This is a genomic window from Affinibrenneria salicis (assembly GCF_008710095.1).
In genome coordinates this window covers 149160-166158 of the sequence record NZ_VYKJ01000015.1, presented here as the reverse complement: position 1 = coordinate 166158, position 16999 = coordinate 149160, and the positions used below count along the sequence as shown (strand labels likewise).

Annotated in this window: 17 protein-coding genes and 1 other annotated feature; of the genes, 5 read left to right on the top strand and 12 right to left on the bottom strand. The window is 54.3% G+C overall.

All coding sequences use genetic code 11. The annotated features are described in order from the left end of the window. Window positions 1-252: 252 nt before the first annotated feature. From clpB to rluD, 3 genes are all read right to left on the bottom strand, one after another. A complete protein-coding gene (clpB, locus tag FJU30_RS22920; protein ID WP_150437285.1) occupies window positions 253-2826 on the bottom strand; it encodes an ATP-dependent chaperone ClpB in 2574 nt (857 codons plus the stop codon). 135 nt (window positions 2827-2961) lie between these two features. Then, on the bottom strand, window positions 2962-3687 hold the full coding sequence (gene yfiH, locus FJU30_RS22915; RefSeq protein ID WP_150437294.1) for a purine nucleoside phosphorylase YfiH: 726 nt from the start codon (window positions 3685-3687) through the stop codon (window positions 2962-2964). Between the two features lie 7 nt (window positions 3688-3694). Continuing rightward, a complete protein-coding gene (rluD, locus tag FJU30_RS22910; RefSeq protein WP_150437284.1) occupies window positions 3695-4672 on the bottom strand; it encodes a 23S rRNA pseudouridine(1911/1915/1917) synthase RluD in 978 nt (325 codons plus the stop codon). Window positions 4673-4809: 137 nt separating this feature from the next. Between rluD and bamD the strand changes: the two genes are divergently transcribed. From bamD to pheA, 3 genes are all read left to right on the top strand, one after another. Continuing rightward, on the top strand, window positions 4810-5544 hold the full coding sequence (gene bamD / locus FJU30_RS22900; RefSeq protein WP_150437283.1) for an outer membrane protein assembly factor BamD: 735 nt from the start codon (window positions 4810-4812) through the stop codon (window positions 5542-5544). Window positions 5545-5841: 297 nt separating this feature from the next. Continuing rightward, complete coding sequence (gene raiA / locus FJU30_RS22895) at window positions 5842-6180, top strand: ribosome-associated translation inhibitor RaiA (protein ID WP_150437282.1); 339 nt, start codon at window positions 5842-5844, stop codon at window positions 6178-6180. Between the two features lie 112 nt (window positions 6181-6292). Then, window positions 6293-6421, top strand: a sequence feature (Phe leader region). A gap of 29 nt (window positions 6422-6450) precedes the next feature. Continuing rightward, the gene (gene pheA, locus FJU30_RS22890; protein ID WP_150437281.1) at window positions 6451-7608 is read left to right on the top strand and encodes a bifunctional chorismate mutase/prephenate dehydratase; all 1158 of its coding nucleotides are present in this window, start codon (window positions 6451-6453) and stop codon (window positions 7606-7608) included. A gap of 44 nt (window positions 7609-7652) precedes the next feature. Here pheA and tyrA read toward each other — a convergent pair whose 3' ends face one another. Both tyrA and FJU30_RS22880 read right to left on the bottom strand, forming a co-directional pair. Then, window positions 7653-8774 (bottom strand): bifunctional chorismate mutase/prephenate dehydrogenase, encoded by a 1122-nt coding sequence (gene tyrA / locus FJU30_RS22885; protein WP_150437280.1) that lies wholly within the window; start codon window positions 8772-8774, stop codon window positions 7653-7655. A 6-nt stretch (window positions 8775-8780) separates the two neighbouring features. Next, window positions 8781-9854: a 3-deoxy-7-phosphoheptulonate synthase gene (locus FJU30_RS22880; protein WP_150437293.1), complete on the bottom strand. Its 1074-nt coding sequence runs from the start codon at window positions 9852-9854 to the stop codon at window positions 8781-8783. A gap of 232 nt (window positions 9855-10086) precedes the next feature. On the opposite strand from FJU30_RS22880, the gene btsR reads away from it, so the two are divergent. Both btsR and FJU30_RS22870 read left to right on the top strand, forming a co-directional pair. After that, complete coding sequence (gene btsR, locus FJU30_RS22875) at window positions 10087-10803, top strand: two-component system response regulator BtsR (RefSeq protein WP_150437292.1); 717 nt, start codon at window positions 10087-10089, stop codon at window positions 10801-10803. A 53-nt stretch (window positions 10804-10856) separates the two neighbouring features. Next, window positions 10857-11222: a DUF2799 domain-containing protein gene (locus FJU30_RS22870; RefSeq protein ID WP_150437279.1), complete on the top strand. Its 366-nt coding sequence runs from the start codon at window positions 10857-10859 to the stop codon at window positions 11220-11222. Between the two features lie 57 nt (window positions 11223-11279). Here FJU30_RS22870 and speD read toward each other — a convergent pair whose 3' ends face one another. The 7 genes from speD to ffh form a co-directional block, all read right to left on the bottom strand. Beyond that, entirely contained in the window at window positions 11280-12074 is a 795-nt protein-coding gene (gene speD, locus FJU30_RS22865) for an adenosylmethionine decarboxylase (protein WP_150437278.1), read from the bottom strand. 28 nt (window positions 12075-12102) lie between these two features. After that, the gene (gene speE / locus FJU30_RS22860; RefSeq protein WP_150437277.1) at window positions 12103-12966 is read right to left on the bottom strand and encodes a polyamine aminopropyltransferase; all 864 of its coding nucleotides are present in this window, start codon (window positions 12964-12966) and stop codon (window positions 12103-12105) included. A gap of 393 nt (window positions 12967-13359) precedes the next feature. Beyond that, window positions 13360-13707, bottom strand: a complete 348-nt coding sequence (rplS, locus tag FJU30_RS22855) for a 50S ribosomal protein L19 (protein WP_150437276.1) — start codon at window positions 13705-13707, stop codon at window positions 13360-13362. 63 nt (window positions 13708-13770) lie between these two features. Then, window positions 13771-14526: a tRNA (guanosine(37)-N1)-methyltransferase TrmD gene (gene trmD, locus FJU30_RS22850; RefSeq protein WP_150437275.1), complete on the bottom strand. Its 756-nt coding sequence runs from the start codon at window positions 14524-14526 to the stop codon at window positions 13771-13773. Window positions 14527-14562: 36 nt separating this feature from the next. Beyond that, on the bottom strand, window positions 14563-15111 hold the full coding sequence (gene rimM / locus FJU30_RS22845) for a ribosome maturation factor RimM (protein ID WP_150437274.1): 549 nt from the start codon (window positions 15109-15111) through the stop codon (window positions 14563-14565). A 17-nt stretch (window positions 15112-15128) separates the two neighbouring features. Further along, a complete protein-coding gene (gene rpsP / locus FJU30_RS22840) occupies window positions 15129-15377 on the bottom strand; it encodes a 30S ribosomal protein S16 (protein ID WP_150437273.1) in 249 nt (82 codons plus the stop codon). A gap of 156 nt (window positions 15378-15533) precedes the next feature. Beyond that, window positions 15534-16895: a signal recognition particle protein gene (ffh, locus tag FJU30_RS22835; protein WP_150437272.1), complete on the bottom strand. Its 1362-nt coding sequence runs from the start codon at window positions 16893-16895 to the stop codon at window positions 15534-15536. Between the last annotated feature and the right edge of the window lie 104 nt (window positions 16896-16999).

Genomic DNA, 16999 nt, shown 5'->3' with positions numbered 1-16999 from the left:
TTTCCGCTGTGAAGTCAAGTAATTATTGCCTGACTTCTTACTCACCGTACAACTGCGTAATCGCTGTTGCCGTGTCAGTGGGAGCGCATTATAGGGACTTCTCGCCGCCTGACAAGCGCTAAATGCAAAAAAATGCCCAACCGGTTATTTTTAAATCAAATTGACATTTTTTGTCTATTTATTAAACCGAAACGCAAAAAAAACAGGCTCAGAATCACATTCTGAGCCTGTCGCAACCAAACTACCGATATCTTACTGAACCGCGATGATATGGTCGTCCTTCACATCCAGCACCACAGGTTTGCCCGGAATTAGCTGGCCGGACAGAATCTGCTGCGCCAGCGGGTTTTCAATATCCTGCTGAATGGCCCTCTTCAAAGGACGGGCGCCGTATACCGGATCGAAGCCTGTTTTACCCAGCAGCTCCAGCGCGGCTTCAGTAATGGTGACCTTATAGCCGCGTTCTTCCAGCCGTTTATACAGTCGCTGCAGCTGGATCTTTGCAATAGCCGCGATGTGCGCGCGACCCAGCGGATGGAACACCACCACTTCATCGATACGGTTGATAAATTCCGGTCGGAAATGACGGCCGACCACATCAAGCACCATCGTTCTCATTTCGCCGTAATTCATTTCACCGAACCGCTCCTGAATCAGATCGGACCCCAGGTTGGACGTCATGATGACGACCGTATTACGGAAATCCACCGTCCGCCCCTGCCCATCCGTCAGCCGTCCGTCATCCAGCACTTGCAGCAGAATGTTAAATACATCCGGATGCGCCTTCTCGATTTCATCCAGCAGGATCACCGAATAAGGACGACGGCGAACAGCCTCCGTCAGATAGCCACCTTCTTCATAGCCAACGTATCCCGGAGGCGCGCCGACCAGACGGGACACCGAATGTTTTTCCATAAACTCCGACATATCAATACGCACCATGGCGTCTTCACTATCGAACAGGAAGGTGGCCAGCGTCTTGCAAAGCTCGGTTTTCCCAACCCCGGTCGGCCCAAGGAACAGAAAAGAACCAATCGGCCGATTCGGGTCGGACAACCCGGCGCGGCTGCGGCGAATCGAGTTAGCCACCGCCTCCACCGCCTCGTCCTGACCGATAACACGCTGATGCAGTTCATCTTCCATACGCAGTAATTTGGCACGTTCGCTTTCCAGCATGCGCGATACCGGAATACCGGTCCAGCGCGCCAGAACTTCCGCGATCTCCGCATCGGTGACCCGGTTACGCAGCAGGCGCATGCTCTTACCTTCAGCCTGGGTCGCAACGGCCAACTGTTTTTCCAGTTCCGGGATCTTACCGTACTGCAGCTCGGACATCCGGCCCAGATCGCCCTGGCGGCGCGCCTGTTCCAGCGCGATTCTGGCGTTTTCCAGCGCCGCCTTGATATTTTGCGTGCCGGTGAGTGAAGCCTTTTCCGCCTTCCACTCCTCTTCCAGCTTCGAATATTCTCGTTCTTTCTGTTCCAGCTCGCTGCTCAACAGTTCCAGCCGCTTGCGGCTGGCGTCATCCGCTTCTTTTTTCAGCGCCTGCTGTTCCAGCTTCAACTGGATGATACGACGCTCAAGCCGGTCCAACGCCTCGGGTTTCGAGTCCATTTGGATACGGATGCTGGAAGCGGCCTCATCGATCAGGTCTATTGCCTTATCGGGCAGTTTACGGTCGGCAATATAGCGGTATGACAGCGTAGCGGCCGCCACGATAGCCGGGTCGGTGATCTGTACATGGTGATGCAACTCATAGCGTTCTTTCAGACCACGCAGGATAGCGATGGTATCTTCGACCGTTGGCTCGGCGACGAACACCTTCTGGAAACGACGCTCCAGCGCGGCGTCTTTCTCGATATACTGACGATATTCATCCAGCGTCGTCGCGCCCACGCAGTGCAGCTCACCGCGCGCCAACGCCGGCTTGAGCATATTGCCCGCGTCCATCGCCCCATCGGCCTTACCGGCGCCGACCATCGTATGCAATTCGTCGATGAACAAAATAACGTTGCCTTCCTGTTTCGACAGGTCGGTCAGCACCCCTTTCAGACGTTCTTCGAACTCGCCGCGGTATTTCGCGCCGGCTACCAGCGCCCCCATATCGAGCGCCAGAACACGTTTATTTTTCAGCCCTTCAGGCACTTCACCGTTAACGATACGCTGCGCCAGACCTTCGACGATGGCGGTTTTCCCCACGCCCGGCTCACCGATCAACACCGGATTATTTTTGGTGCGGCGCTGCAACACCTGAATAGTGCGGCGAATTTCTTCATCGCGGCCAATCACCGGATCCAGTTTCCCCTGTTCCGCCCTTTCGGTTAGATCGATAGTAAATTTCTTCAGTGCCTGACGCTGATCCTCGGCTCCCTGATCGTTCACCTGTTCTCCTCCGCGTATTTGTTCAATCGCTTTAGTCACGCTGCTCTGCGTCGCGCCGGCGGCTTTTAACAAATCGCAGAGAGTCGTTCCCGACTCCAGCACGGCTAACACAAACAGTTCTGACGAAATAAAGGCATCACCACGCTTTTGTGCAAGTTTGTCGCACAGATTCAAAGCGCGCACCAGATCGTTCGATGGCTGGACATCCCCATTGGTGCCTTCAACCTGAGGCAAACGCGCCAGGGCCTGATCCAGCTCGGTGCGTAAACGGGGAATATTTGCTCCGGCGGCCGTTAACAACGGTCCCACGGTTCCCCCCTCCTGATTAAGTAAAGCACTCATCAGGTGAACGGGTTCGATGAATTGATTGTCGCGCCCAAGAGCAAGGGACTGGGCATCGGCGAGGGCAAGCTGGAATTTAGTGGTAAGACGATCCAGACGCATAACTCCTCCCATATATACTGTTCAAAATTGCTACTGGAGATTAAATGAGGTCATCCCCCAAAAAATTCAAGGTTATTTTGCCAGTTATAGTGGAAGTAAAATGTTACACGACATGGACCGCCTTAATTCAATAGGTTATATCAGCCAGATTAAACTTGCCATACGTCCCGTCACGCCATCGCGTCGATAAGAGAAAAATTTCTGCGCTTCGCTTACCGTGCAGTGCTGACCGCCGTATATTTTTTGTACACCGACCGTCTGCAGCCGCAGGCGGGCTAATTGATAGATATCGGCAAGAAAACGTTCGCCGTGAGGGAGAAATGCCTGGGCAGAGCGGGGATCGCTGGTGATAAACGCCTCGCGCACCTCCGCGCCGACTTCAAATTGCTGCGGGCCAATCGCCGGACCGAGCCAGGCCATAATCCGATCGGCGGGCGCCTGAAAGTGGCTCAGAGTCGCCTCCAGCACCCCGGCGCACAAACCGCGCCAGCCGGCATGCGCCGCGGCGACCTCATCGCCGGCGATGGAACAAAACAGCACCGGCAGGCAATCCGCGGTCATCACCGCACACACCGTGCCGGCCTGGTTGGTGTAGGCGGCGTCGGCCGTTACGCCGTCATCCTGACCGAGCGGCAGTCGCGCCACGTGGGTACCGTGCACCTGGTTAAGCCAGACAGGCTGCGCGGGCAGCCCGGCGCCGGCGCTCAGGCGCAGCCGGTTAGCCAGCACGGTGTCGGCGTTATCGCCGACATGGTTGCCCAGATTGAGCGACGCATAGGGCGCCAGACTGAGTCCGCCGTTGCGGGTCGTGCCGCACGCCCCCACCGTTTTCGGCATTGGCCAGTCAGGATAAAGCAGCATCATACAGTCACCAGTCCATCTGATCGCTAAACGCTTCGGTATCGGCTTTCAGGGCGTTAACCAGGGTTACCATGTCCTGCGGGATCGGCGCATGCCACTCCATCTGAACACCGCTGATCGGATGATAAAGGCGCAACATAGTCGCATGCAATGCCTGACGATCGAAACCGCGCAGCACGGCGATAAACTCGTCCGACGCCCCTTTAGGCAGACGAGGACGACCGCCATACAGCGGGTCGCCCACCAGCGGATGGTTGATATGCGCCATATGGACACGAATCTGGTGGGTGCGGCCGGTTTCCAGCCGCAACCGCAGGCGGGTGTGCGCACGGAAATGCTCCATGATGCGATAATGCGTCACCGCGGGTTTCCCCATCGGATGCACCGCCATGTGCGTACGTTTGGTCGCATGTCGGGAGATCGGCTCATCGACGGTGCCGCCGGCGGTCATCGTACCAATCGCCACCGCCTCGTATTCGCGGGTGATTTCCCGCGCCTGCAGCGTTTCCACCAGCCGGGTCTGCGCCGGCACCGTTTTCGCCACCACCATCAAACCGGTGGTATCTTTATCCAGCCGATGCACAATCCCTGCGCGCGGCACGTCGGCGATCGGCGGGTAGTAGTGCAGCAGCGCATTCAGCACCGTGCCGTCCGGGTTGCCGGCGCCGGGGTGAACCACCAGGTCGCGCGGCTTATTGATCACCAGAATATCATCATCTTCATAGACAATATCGAGCTCAATGTCCTGCGCTTCCCAGCGCGCGTCTTCCTCGATTTGCGCGTCAATAACCACATGCTCGCCGCCCAGCACGCGCTCTTTCGGCTTATCGGCAATGCTCCCGTTGACCTGCACCCGCTGTGCAAGGATCCACTCTTTTATGCGCGAACGTGAATAATCAGGGAACAATTCGGCCAAAGCCTGATCTAAACGTTGACCGAGTTGAGATTCGGCCACCGTTGCGGTGAGTTGTAGTTGTTGTGCCATAAGTGTATGCAGCTTCTTCGTTAACGTTGGGTTTTCACGGCGATGCCGTTTAAAATAATGTACTATTGTCGCTGGTCTAAATCGGGAGCTTAACGGACAGCTTCCCGGAATAACATTCTGAGGATAATCAAAACGTCATGATGCGCATGAAATATCTGGTGGCCGCAGCCACGTTGAGCCTGGCGCTGGCTGGTTGCTCCAGTAATTCCAGGGATACCGTTCCCGATCGTCCGCCCGCCGAACTGTATGCCACTGCTCAGCAGCAATTACAGAGCGGTAATTTCAAAGCGGCGATTACGCAGCTGGAAGCGCTGGATAACCGTTATCCATTCGGTCCCTATTCCCAGCAGGTACAGCTGGATTTGATTTACGCCTATTATAAATCCGCGGAGCTTCCGCTGGCTCAGGCGTCGATCGACCGCTTTATGCGCCTGAATCCGACACATCCTAACATTGATTATGTCTTATACATGCGCGGCCTGACGCAGATGGCGCTGGACGACAGCGCGCTGCAGGGTTTCTTCGGCGTCGATCGATCCGATCGCGATCCGCAGTATGCGCGCACCGCTTTTCGCGACTTCAGCCAGTTAGTCAGAAGTTACCCCGGCAGCCAGTATGCCACCGACGCCAGCAAGCGCCTGGTGTTCCTGAAAGAGCGCCTGGCTAAATACGAGCTGTCCGTGGCGCAATACTACACGAAACGTGGCGCCTATGTCGCGGTGGTCAATCGCGTCGAGCAAATGCTGCGCGATTATCCCGACACCCAGGCCACCCGCCAGGCATTGCCGTTAATGGAAAATGCCTACCGCGAGTTGCAGCTCACCGCACAGGCCGATAAGGTAGCCAAAATTATCGCCGTGAACCCGGCCTGATAGACATCGCGCGATTCGTCGACAGGACAGAAACGGTAGCTTCGGCTGCCGTTTTTTATGGATGAAAAACCAAGAAATGGCGCTTGATGCAGCCAGTTAACTGCGACCAATCTTATTGATAATTACATAGTTTCCCCGCCGGACTCAAGCACTTCCCCCCGCATCTTTACCACGCCTCACAGAAAACGCGGCGGCCCCCGCCGAAGGCGAAAAAAAGATGATTAAAATCACGATTTTTGCCTCAACACGAGGTATGCTGAATTTATCCAAGACGGAACAGGCAGAGAGGTAAGTTATATGACAGTCAATATTACCAGTAAGCAAATGGAAATCACCGCCGCAATACGTCAGCATGTCGAAGACCGTCTTACTAAACTGGATAAGTGGCAAGCCCATCTGATTAACCCACACATTATTCTCTCGAAAGATCCACAGGGTTTTGTCGCCGATGCCACCATCGGTACGCCGAACGGTCCTCTGGTCGCCAGCGCCAAGCACGACGACATGTATGCCGCAATCAACGAGCTAATCGCAAAGCTGGAACGCCAGCTGAACAAAGTACAGCATAAAAGCGAAGCGCGCCGCGCCGCAGACTGTGTCAAAGAAGCGAATCTGCAAATACAGCAGGAAGAGTAAAATTCCCGTTCGATTAGCCGAAACGCGCCTCCGGGCGCGTTTTTTTATTGACAGGACGGGAGCGCAGCGTTTAGCTTTACCGCACATGAACGCTAAATCAGTCTGAATCATTAATGATAAGTAAACCGTTTTTCTTCGTATTCTCCTTTACCTTTCCCTGAGCGGGGAGGCGTTTCGTCGCGATAAAGAGAATACGAAGACGAACAAAAAAGCCTCCTGCCGCACAGGAGGCTTTTTTTATATAGAATATAGCCAAAACGGGTACAAACTATGACGGATAATCCACTACTGGCGCTGCGTGAACGGATTAGCGCGCTGGATTTAAAACTGCTGACGCTGCTGGCGGAACGGCGTGAGCTGGCGCTGGACGTGGCGCGCAGCAAACTGCTGTCTCACCGGCCGATCCGGGATAAAGAACGTGAGCGCGCCCTGCTGGAACAGCTCACCGAAGCCGGCAAGCAATACCACCTGGACGGCCATTACGTAACGCGCCTGTTCCAGCTGATTATCGAAGACTCGGTGCTCACCCAGCAGGCGTTGCTGCAGCAGCAGCTTAATCAGTCAACGGAACGTTCCGCCCGCATCGCCTTTCTCGGCCCGAAAGGCTCCTATTCTCATCTGGCCGCGCGCCAGTACGCCGCGCGCCATTTCGACCAGCTCATCGAATGCGGTTGCCGCAAGTTTCACGATATTTTCAATCTGGTTGAAACCGGCCAGGCGGATTACGCCGTTCTGCCGATTGAAAACACCAGTTCCGGCTCGATCAACGACGTCTATGATTTGCTGCAGCACACCAGTCTGTTTATCGTCGGCGAACTGAGCAATCCTATCGATCACTGCGTGCTGGTTGCAACGCCGAGCGACCTGAACCAAATTAAAACGGTTTACAGCCATCCGCAACCGTTCCAACAGTGCAGCCAGTTTATTAACCGCTTCCCGAACTGGAAAATCGAGTACTGTGAAAGTACCGCCGCAGCGATGGAAAAAGTGGCCGAAATCGGTTCTCCCGAGGTAGCGGCGCTGGGCAGTGAAGCCGGCGGAGAGTTATATCAGCTACAGGTGCTGGAGCATAATCTGGCCAATCAGGCGCAGAACATCACCCGCTTTATCGTTCTGGCGCGCAAGACGATCGAGGTTTCCAGCCAAGTGCCGGCGAAGAGCACGTTGATTATGGCAACCGGTCAGCAGTCCGGCGCGCTGGTGGAAGCATTGCTGGTGCTGCGCGAACACGGCATCGTCATGACTAAACTGGAATCACGCCCGATCCATGGCAACCCGTGGGAAGAAATGTTCTATATTGACGTGCAGGCAAACTTAAGCAGCGAAGCGATGCAGGCCGCGTTACGCCAGCTAACGCCAATCGCCCGTTCGCTAAAAGTGCTGGGATGCTATCCAAGTGAGAATATCGTGCCGGTACAACCAGGCTAATGCATCGGGCGCCGGCCGATAACCGGCGCCCGATAGATGTAGCGCTACTGGCGAATATCGTTCGCCTGCCGCAACAGCGTACGGCTTTCCGCCTGAAAACGGGCGGCGTAATCGCCAAACCAGTGTTCAACCTTTCTAAAGCTATTGATAAACGCCGCTTTATCACCGGTTTCGAGCAGTTTTATCGCCTCGCCGAAACGCTGATAGTAACGTTTGATCAGCGCCAGGTTGCTTTCCGACGACATAATAATATCGGCATACAGTTGAGGATCCTGAGCGAACAGCCGGCCGACCATCGCCAGTTCCAGCCGGTAAATGGGGGAAGACAAGGCCAGCAACTGCTCCAGTTGCACATTCTCTTCCGCCAGATGCAAACCATAGGCAAACGTGGCGAAATGACGCAACGCCTGGATAAACGCCATGTTCTGATCGTGTTCGACCGCGCTGATGCGGTGCAGACGCGCGCCCCACACCTGAATCTGTTCCAGCAGCCATTGATAGGCTTCAGGCTGGCGTCCGTCGCAGTAAACAACCACTTGTTTCGCCAGACTGCCGCTGTCCGGACCGAACATCGGATGCAGCCCCAGCACGGGCCCGCGATGCGCGGCGAGCATCGCCTGCAGCGGTCGGTTTTTCACCGAGGCCAGATCCACCAGAATACAGTCGGCCGGCAGTCGGGGAAGACGGGCGATAACCTCTTCCGTCAGATGAATGGGGACGCTGACAATCACCATGCCCGCATCCGCCAGCAAACTTTCCGCCTGCGGCCAGTCTTCCTGCTCCAGCACCCGAACCTGATAGCCGGACAGCGTCAGCATTTTGTCGAACAGGCGCCCCATCTGCCCCCGCCCCCCGATGATCACCACCGGACGCAACTGCGGACACAGGGTTTTAAACCCTTTATCATTTTCGCTGGAGTACGACTCTCGCATCACGCGGCGCAATACATCTTCGATCAAATCGGCCGGAACGCCGAGCGCTTCCGCCTCTTTACGCCGCGAAGCCAGCATTTCAGTTTCCCGCTCCGGGGCGTAAATAGGCACGCCATAATGACTTTTTACTTCGCCGACTTCCGCGACTAATTGCAGCCGGCGCGCTAACAGCGCCAGCAGCTCTTTATCCACCTGATCGATCTGATCACGTAATGCGGTCAGTTCAGCTACCATCTTCCTCTATTCTCCTGAATGCTTGACTCGTTCGGCACCAAGCTCGCGGTGGACGGAACGCAGCAGCGCATCCGTATTTTCCCAGTTAATGCAGGCATCCGTAACGGATACGCCATAGCGCATCTGATCCCGCGGCTGCTCCGACGACTGGCTGCCTTCATGAATATGGCTTTCCAGCATCAGACCAATAATCGAGCGGTTTCCTGCTTTAATCTGTTCAATCACCGATTCCACCACGGCTGGCTGGCGGCGGTAATCTTTATTTGAGTTACCATGGCTACAATCTATCATTAAGGCCGGCTTCAGTCCTGCATCCTGCATCTGTTTCTCACACTCGGCGACGTCTTCCGCGTGATAATTAGGCATTTTCCCGCCGCGCAAAATCACATGCCCGTCCGGGTTACCGTGCGTCTGCAGCAGGCAGACCTGGCCGGACTGGTTGATGCCGACAAAGCGGTGAGCCATCGACGCCGCGCGCATGGCATTGATCGCCGTTCCCAGACTGCCGTCCGTCCCGTTTTTGAACCCGACCGGCATTGACAGACCCGAGGCCATTTCGCGGTGCGTCTGGGATTCCGTGGTACGCGCGCCTATGGCCGACCAGCTGAACAGATCGCCGAGATACTGAGGGTTATTAGGATCCAGCGCTTCGGTAGCCAGCGGCATGCCCATGCCAACCAAATCAAGCAGCAGACGACGAGCAATATGCAGCCCCGCTTCGACATCGAAAGAACCATCCATGTACGGGTCGTTAATCAGCCCCTTCCAGCCGACCGTTGTTCTCGGTTTTTCAAAGTAGACGCGCATGACAATAAACAGACGGTCGCTCAGTTCGGCGGAAAGCGCCTGTAAACGACGGGCATAGTCCAGCGCGGCGTCCGGATCGTGAATAGAGCACGGACCGCATACCACCAGCATGCGGCGATCGCGGCCATGGATAATATCGGAGATGGTTTTTCGCGCCTGAGAGATAGCCTGCTGGTCGGTCTCGCTCAGCGGAAATTTGGCTTTCAGCTCTTCCGGGGTAATCAGAACGTCTTCCGCACTGATATGGACGTTATTGAGCGAGTCTTTTTGCATAATCATGATGGTTACAATTCCTGTTTTAGCGTATTCGGTTCAGCGTGTTCTCACGCGATGTCTGACACCATACCATCAACCGTAAATATTTCAATCCATCACTGTAAAGAAAAAATTACCATCGCATTTTTCATCCGGTTTCAGTACAAACCTGAACCAGATCTCACTTCAAAAATGGCGACGGTGGGCCACTTCAGGGAAAATGATAAGATGGCGTAAACGGGGGAGCATGATGTTAAAAGCAATCATAATCGACGACGAACAGCCCGCACGGGAAGAACTATCATTACTGCTGGAAAATGAACAGGATATTGCGATTGTGGCGCAATGCGGCAATGCGCTTGAGGCGATACCGGCCATTCACCGGCTTCAGCCGGACGTAATCTTTCTTGATATTCAAATGCCAAAGGTCAATGGACTGGAAATGCTTGCCATGCTGGATCCGGACAACATGCCGCAGGTAGTCTTTGTCACCGCCTATGACGAATATGCCATCCGGGCCTTCGAAGAACACGCGTTCGATTATTTACTAAAACCGCTGGATTCTCAGCGACTGACCAAAACACTGGATCGTCTGCGTCGCCGTCAGAGTGTAAACAAAAACATACAGTCAATAAGCGACCCGGTTATCAGGCATATCCCCTGTCACGGGCATAACCGTATTTTTCTGCTCAAGGTTGAAGAGGTGGAATATTTCTGCTCGGAACTGAGCGGCGTACACGTCGTCGGTGTCAGCCAGTCGGGTTATACCCAACTTTCTCTGAAAACGCTGGAGGAAAAAACCGGTTTTGTTCGCTGCCATCGCCAGTACATGGTGAATACCGATCTGCTGGGCGAGATACAGCTGATGGAGAACGGCGCGGCGGAAGTGGTAACGCGCAGCGGCAAACGCATTCCCGTCAGCCGGCGCTATCTTAAGTCGTTGAAAGAAAAATTGGGTATCGCATAATTGTCCGACTACCCTATGATGGAGGCCACCGTCGTCAATATGAGAGTTTTCACATGAAATACAGTTATCTGTTAGCTGTAATTCTTCTGCTGACCGGTTGCCGGAATTCGTCGACGTCGGTTCCCGATCGACAACCATCGTTCTGGTATCGGGCCGGTTTTCAGGATGCCAGCGCCGGTCTGGCGATCAAAGATAACGAAACGCTGGCCGAATGGTTTGGCGATGTGAGTATTGACCGCCCCGCCTACCAACGCGGATACGTCGCCGGACAGCAAGCCATGTGCCGGCACGATAAACTGCAGGAACTGAGTCTGGCGGGGAAAGACTACCCCGCCAGTTGCAACAGCGTGGAAAACGCCGAACAGCTCAGGCGGCAATGGCAGGCGGATATTGACCGTTACCACGCCCTGCCGCGCTGAAACCGGTGGCGCGGGCGCCGGTCGCCGCTAACGCGAGCTCGCAAGCCGTTCCTTATTTTACAGCCGCGGCATATTTCTGCCGTAGTAGATTTCCTGCATTTCGTGATACAGCAAATGGGTAATACGGTTGCGCTCTGCCTCGTCCAATTCATCCGGCCGGACGTTGAACAGGTAATGCTGCAGATCAAAATCCTTCAGCAGCATTTTGGTATGGAACATATTTTCCTGATATACATTCACATCCATCATATGGTAAAGCGACTTCATATCCTCGGACATGAAGTTTTGGATCGAATTAAGCTGGTGATCAATGAAGTGTTTGACGCCATTAATATCGCGGGTGAATCCGCGCACGCGATAGTCGATGGTGACAATATCGGATTCCAGTTGATGGATCAGATAATTCAGCGCCTTGAGCGGTGAAATCACGCCGCAGGTAGACACCTCAATATCGGCGCGGAAGGTGCACAACCCGCCGCCGGGGTGACTTTCCGGATAGGTGTGTACGCAGATGTGGCTTTTATCCAGATGCGCCACCACAGACTCCGGCAGCGGACCGGGATGTTCGGAATTATCGACGTCGCGCGGGTCTATCGGTTCTTCGCTCACCAGTATGGTGACGCTCGCGCCCTGGGGTTCATAGTCCTGACGGGCAATATTTAAAATATTCGCGCCAATGATCGAGCAGGTTTCGCTCAGGATCTCCGTCAGACGATTTGCATTATACTGCTCGTCGATATATGCGATATAGCCGTCACGATCCGCGGCAGTTTTCGCGTAACAGATATCGTAAATACAAAAACTCAGGCTTTTAGTCAGATTATTAAAGCCGTGTAGTTTCAGCTTTTGCAATTTAAGTCACCCCCTTATGGATGCTGAATCAGCGACCGGCCGATAATGCATTCAGTAAATATTGCGGCAGGGCAAAACTGCCCACGTGTATGTCCGGATTATAGTAACGGCACTGAATTTTCGATTGCGCGAGACGCTGACGCAGTGTGTCCACCGGCAACTGCCGTAAGGCTGGCCGGTTGCTGGCCCAGGCAAAGGTCATGATGCCGCCATAATAGGTTGGCACCGCCGCCTGGTAAAAACTGACGTCGCTGAAATAATGCGATAATTTTTTATGACTGGTGAGCGCCTCATCCTGCTGCAGGAAACAAACGCCGTTCTGCGCGACAAAAATGCCGCCTTCATTCAGACAGCGGGCGCAGCCCTGATAAAACCTGGAAGTAAACAGCGTTTCCCCCGGGCCAATCGGGTCGGTACAGTCAGAAATAATCACATCGAATTTTTCATTCGACTGAGTAACGAAATTCACGCCGTCGTCAATCACCAGATGAAAACGCGGATCATCATAGGCGCCGTCGTTGTGACGAGGGAGATATTGCCGGCAGAACTCCACCACTCCGGCATCGATTTCCACCATGGTAATGTGCTCGACGCCGCGATGCCGGCAAACTTCACGCAACATACCGCCGTCTCCGCCGCCGATAATCAGCACCCGTTTTGCCGCGCCGTGAGCAAACAGCGGCACATGCGTCAACATCTCATGATAAATAAACTCATCGCGCTCGGTGGTCTGAACCACGCCGTCCAGCGCCATCACCCGCCCCAGCGCGGCGTTTTCAAAAATGATCAGATCCTGATGCTCGGTTTTCTGGTGATACAACACCTGGTCGATAGTAAAGTACTGACCAAAGCCGGCATGCAGGGTTTCATACCAGATCTCTTTTCGGGACATGTCAGGGCATCCTCCGCGATAATCGCCATCAAAACAGGCGCGCTATCATAGTAAACTCCCGCGCGGCTTGCACGGTCAAAATAGCGTTCAGCAAGGGGAAAAGACAATGGCTGTCGTTGAGGGAAACAGGTCACTGGCTTTGCCTGCCGGCCTGAGACATGCAGATTAACATGGCATTGACGTGCCGACGCGGCCGTTTGTGCATACCGCGACGCAACGCCAGACACGTACGGCTACGGCTACGGCTACGGCTACGGCTACGGCTACGGCTACGGGATAATGGCCCAGGTTGACCAACGAGACAAACCCGCCGTCATCCGCAATAAAAATGGGTTTAGCCATAAGCTAAACCCACGATAAATAACAACTTTCGGATGTTGCGAAAGCGCGCTATCAGTTAAGACGCTCTTTAATACGGGCAGACTTACCAGTGCGGTCACGCAGATAGTACAATTTGGCTTTACGTACGGCACCACGACGTTTAACGGTAATGCTATCCACTACCGGAGAATGCGTCTGAAATACGCGTTCAACACCTTCGCCGTTGGAAATTTTACGAACAGTGAATGCAGAATGCAGACCGCGGTTACGAATTGCAATAACCACGCCCTCGAATGCCTGCAGACGTCTTTTGCTACCTTCAACGACCCATACCTTAACTTCCACGCTATCGCCTGGACGGAATGAAGGTACGTTTTGCTTCATCTGCTCTTGTTCAATTTGCTTAATAATGTTGCTCATAATATGTCTCTTACCCTAGGTAAACTGATATTCGGGATGAGATGGCCCACGCCATAACGCCCCCTAATACTCTCGTTGCTCAGCTTGATATTCACGCTGAAATTCAGCCAGCAACACTGTTTGCTCGTCAGTCAGAGCTAGGCTTTCCAGAAGTTCAGGTCTTCTAAGCCAGGTACGGCCCAGCGACTGCTTTAACCGCCAGCGACGTATTTCAGCATGGTTGCCCGACAGCAGAACCGACGGGACATCCATCCCTGATAAAATTTCAGGGCGGGTATAGTGCGGACAATCCAGCAAACCATCGGCAAAAGAGTCTTCCGCTGCCGATGCCTGATGCCCCAATACGCCCGGAATAAACCGGGATACCGAGTCTATCAGCGTCATTGCCGGCAATTCGCCGCCGCTGAGAACGTAATCGCCAATTGACCATTCTTCGTCAATTTCGGTCTGGATTACGCGCTCGTCGATCCCTTCATATCGCCCGCAAACCAGAATAAGTTTCTGATTAGTGGCGAGCTGACACACGCCTTGCTGATCCAGTTTTCGACCCTGAGGCGACAGATAAATCACCTTAGCGCCTTCGCCTGCCGCTGCTTTTGCCGCATGAATCGCATCCTTTAACGGCTGCACCATCATCAGCATGCCGGGGCCGCCGCCATAGGGGCGATCGTCCACGGTACGGTGCCGATCGTAAGTGAAGTCACGGGGACTCCAGTACTGTACGCTCAGCAGACCATTTTTTACTGCCCGGCCAGTGACTCCGTAATCAGTAATTGCGCGGAACATCTCAGGAAACAGGCTGATAACCCCAATCCACATCGTATCGTTCCACCGGTATTACCGTTAACGCAAATCTTAAAAACCAGGATCCCAGTCCACCTCGATCAGCCGGGCGGAAAGGTCAACTCTCTTGATAACCTGCCCGGTCAGGAACGGAATTAGCCGCTCCTTGATTCCAAAGGCATCTTTCAGGTTAGCTCTTACCACCATCACATCGTTAGAACCCGTTTCCATCATATCAGCCACTTTCCCCAGCTGATAACCGGATACGGAAACGACCTGACAGTCGATAAGATCCTTCCAGTAATACTCGCCCTCATCCAGCACAGGCAGTTGCCTGGAATCCACGACAATTTCGCAATTAGTCAGTAGATTGGCGGCATCCCGATCGTCAACGTCTTTCACCTTGATGACCAGGTCCTGATTGTGGCGCTTCCAGCCTTCCAGTTCGATAAGCTGCCAGCCGCCCGCGCGCTGAATAAACCAGGGCTGATAGTCAAAAATGCTTTCGGCATCTTCGGTGGATGAAAACACTCTGAGCCAACCACGAATACCGTAAGCCGACCCCATCTTTCCCAGTACCAGCGGGTCAGCGGGAGCCTGCGGGTTGAGTTGCTTGCTCATTTCACCACCGTGACAGATTAAGCTGCTTTCTTAACGTCTTTGATCAGCGCAGAAACGCGATCAGAAACCGTTGCACCCAGACCGACCCAATGTTCGATGCGATCCAGATCCAGACGCAGTGCTTCAGCTTTACCCGTAGCGATCGGGTTGAAGAAGCCAACGCGTTCAATAAAACGACCGTCGCGCGCATTGCGGCTGTCGGTCACGACGACTTGATAGAACGGGCGTTTTTTAGCGCCGCCACGTGCCAAACGAATTGTTACCATAACATCCTCATTAGTTAATAAAACAGCCGGGCCCCATCGAGGAACGGGGCCCAGTGTCATATAAAAAGCCCGAAAATTTTACTCATTTTGGCGCAAAAAGCAATCTAAAGCGTATCGGGCAGCTACGTTTTATCCGCCAGGCAAAGCTAAACTCAATCAGCGCCCGGGGAAACCCGGCGGCATCATGCCTTTCATACCGCGCATCATTTTCGCCAGACCGCCGTTTTTCATTTTCTTCATCATGCGCTGCATATCGTCAAATTGCTTCAGCAAACGGTTCACGTCCTGCACCTGCATACCGGAACCCTGGGCAATACGACGTTTACGCGAACCTTTAATAATTTCCGGTTTGGCGCGCTCTTTATTCGTCATGGAGTTGATAATCGCCTCCATGCGCACCAGCACTTTGTCATCCATCTGCGATTTGACGTTATCCGGTAATTGCCCCATACCGGGCAGCTTACTCATCATGCTGGACATGCCGCCCATATTGCGCATTTGTTTCAGCTGTTCCAGAAAATCCGTCAGATCGAAGCCATCGCCTTTTTTCAGCTTAGTGGCGAGTTTCTCCGCCTGCGCGCGGTCAACCTTGCTCTCGATATCTTCAATCAGCGAGAGTACATCGCCCATGCCGAGAATACGCGACGCGACGCGTTCCGGGTGGAACGGCTCCAGCGCCTCGGTCTTTTCGCCCACGCCAAGGAATTTAATCGGCTTGCCGGTAATGTGACGGATGGACAGGGCCGCGCCGCCGCGGGCGTCGCCGTCGATTTTGGTCAAGACCACCCCGGTCAGCGGCAGCGCTTCGTTGAACGCTTTCGCCGTATTGGCGGCGTCCTGGCCGGTCATGGCGTCGACCACAAACAGCGTTTCGATCGGGTTAAGCGCGGCGTGGACCTGTTTGATTTCGTCCATCATCGCTTCGTCGACATGCAAACGACCGGCGGTATCCACCAGCAGCACATCGTAGAATTTCAGCTTAGCCTGCTGTAACGCCCGGCTGACGATATCAAGCGGTTTTTCTTGCGCGTCCGACGGGAAGAAATCGACGCCGACCTGCTGGGCCAGCGTTTCCAGCTGTTTAATCGCCGCGGGGCGATACACGTCGGCCGACACCACCAGCACTTTTTTCTTCTGTTTTTCGCGCAGGAACTTACCGAGCTTCCCCACGCTGGTTGTTTTACCGGCCCCCTGCAGACCCGCCATCAGCACCACGGCCGGCGGCTGCGCCGCGAGGTTCAGCTCGCTGTTCACCTCGCCCATGGCCGCGACCAGTTCGTTTTTAACAATCTTGACGAACTCCTGGCCCGGCGTCAGACTTTTATTAACTTCATGACCCACGGCGCGTTCTTTAACGCGATTAATGAAATCGCGCACTACCGGCAGCGCGACATCCGCTTCCAGCAGCGCCATCCGCACTTCACGCAACGTTTCTTTAATATTGTCTTCAGTCAGCCGCCCGCGGCCGCTGATATTGCGCAAAGTGCGCGATAGTCGATCGGTTAAATTTTCAAACATCGTCTCATACTCAACGTAACGTAAAGAGAGGTCGCCAGCGCGACGCGAATTGCGCGGATTATAACACGAAAGCCCGGGCGATCTCGTTACCCGCCTCGCAGAAG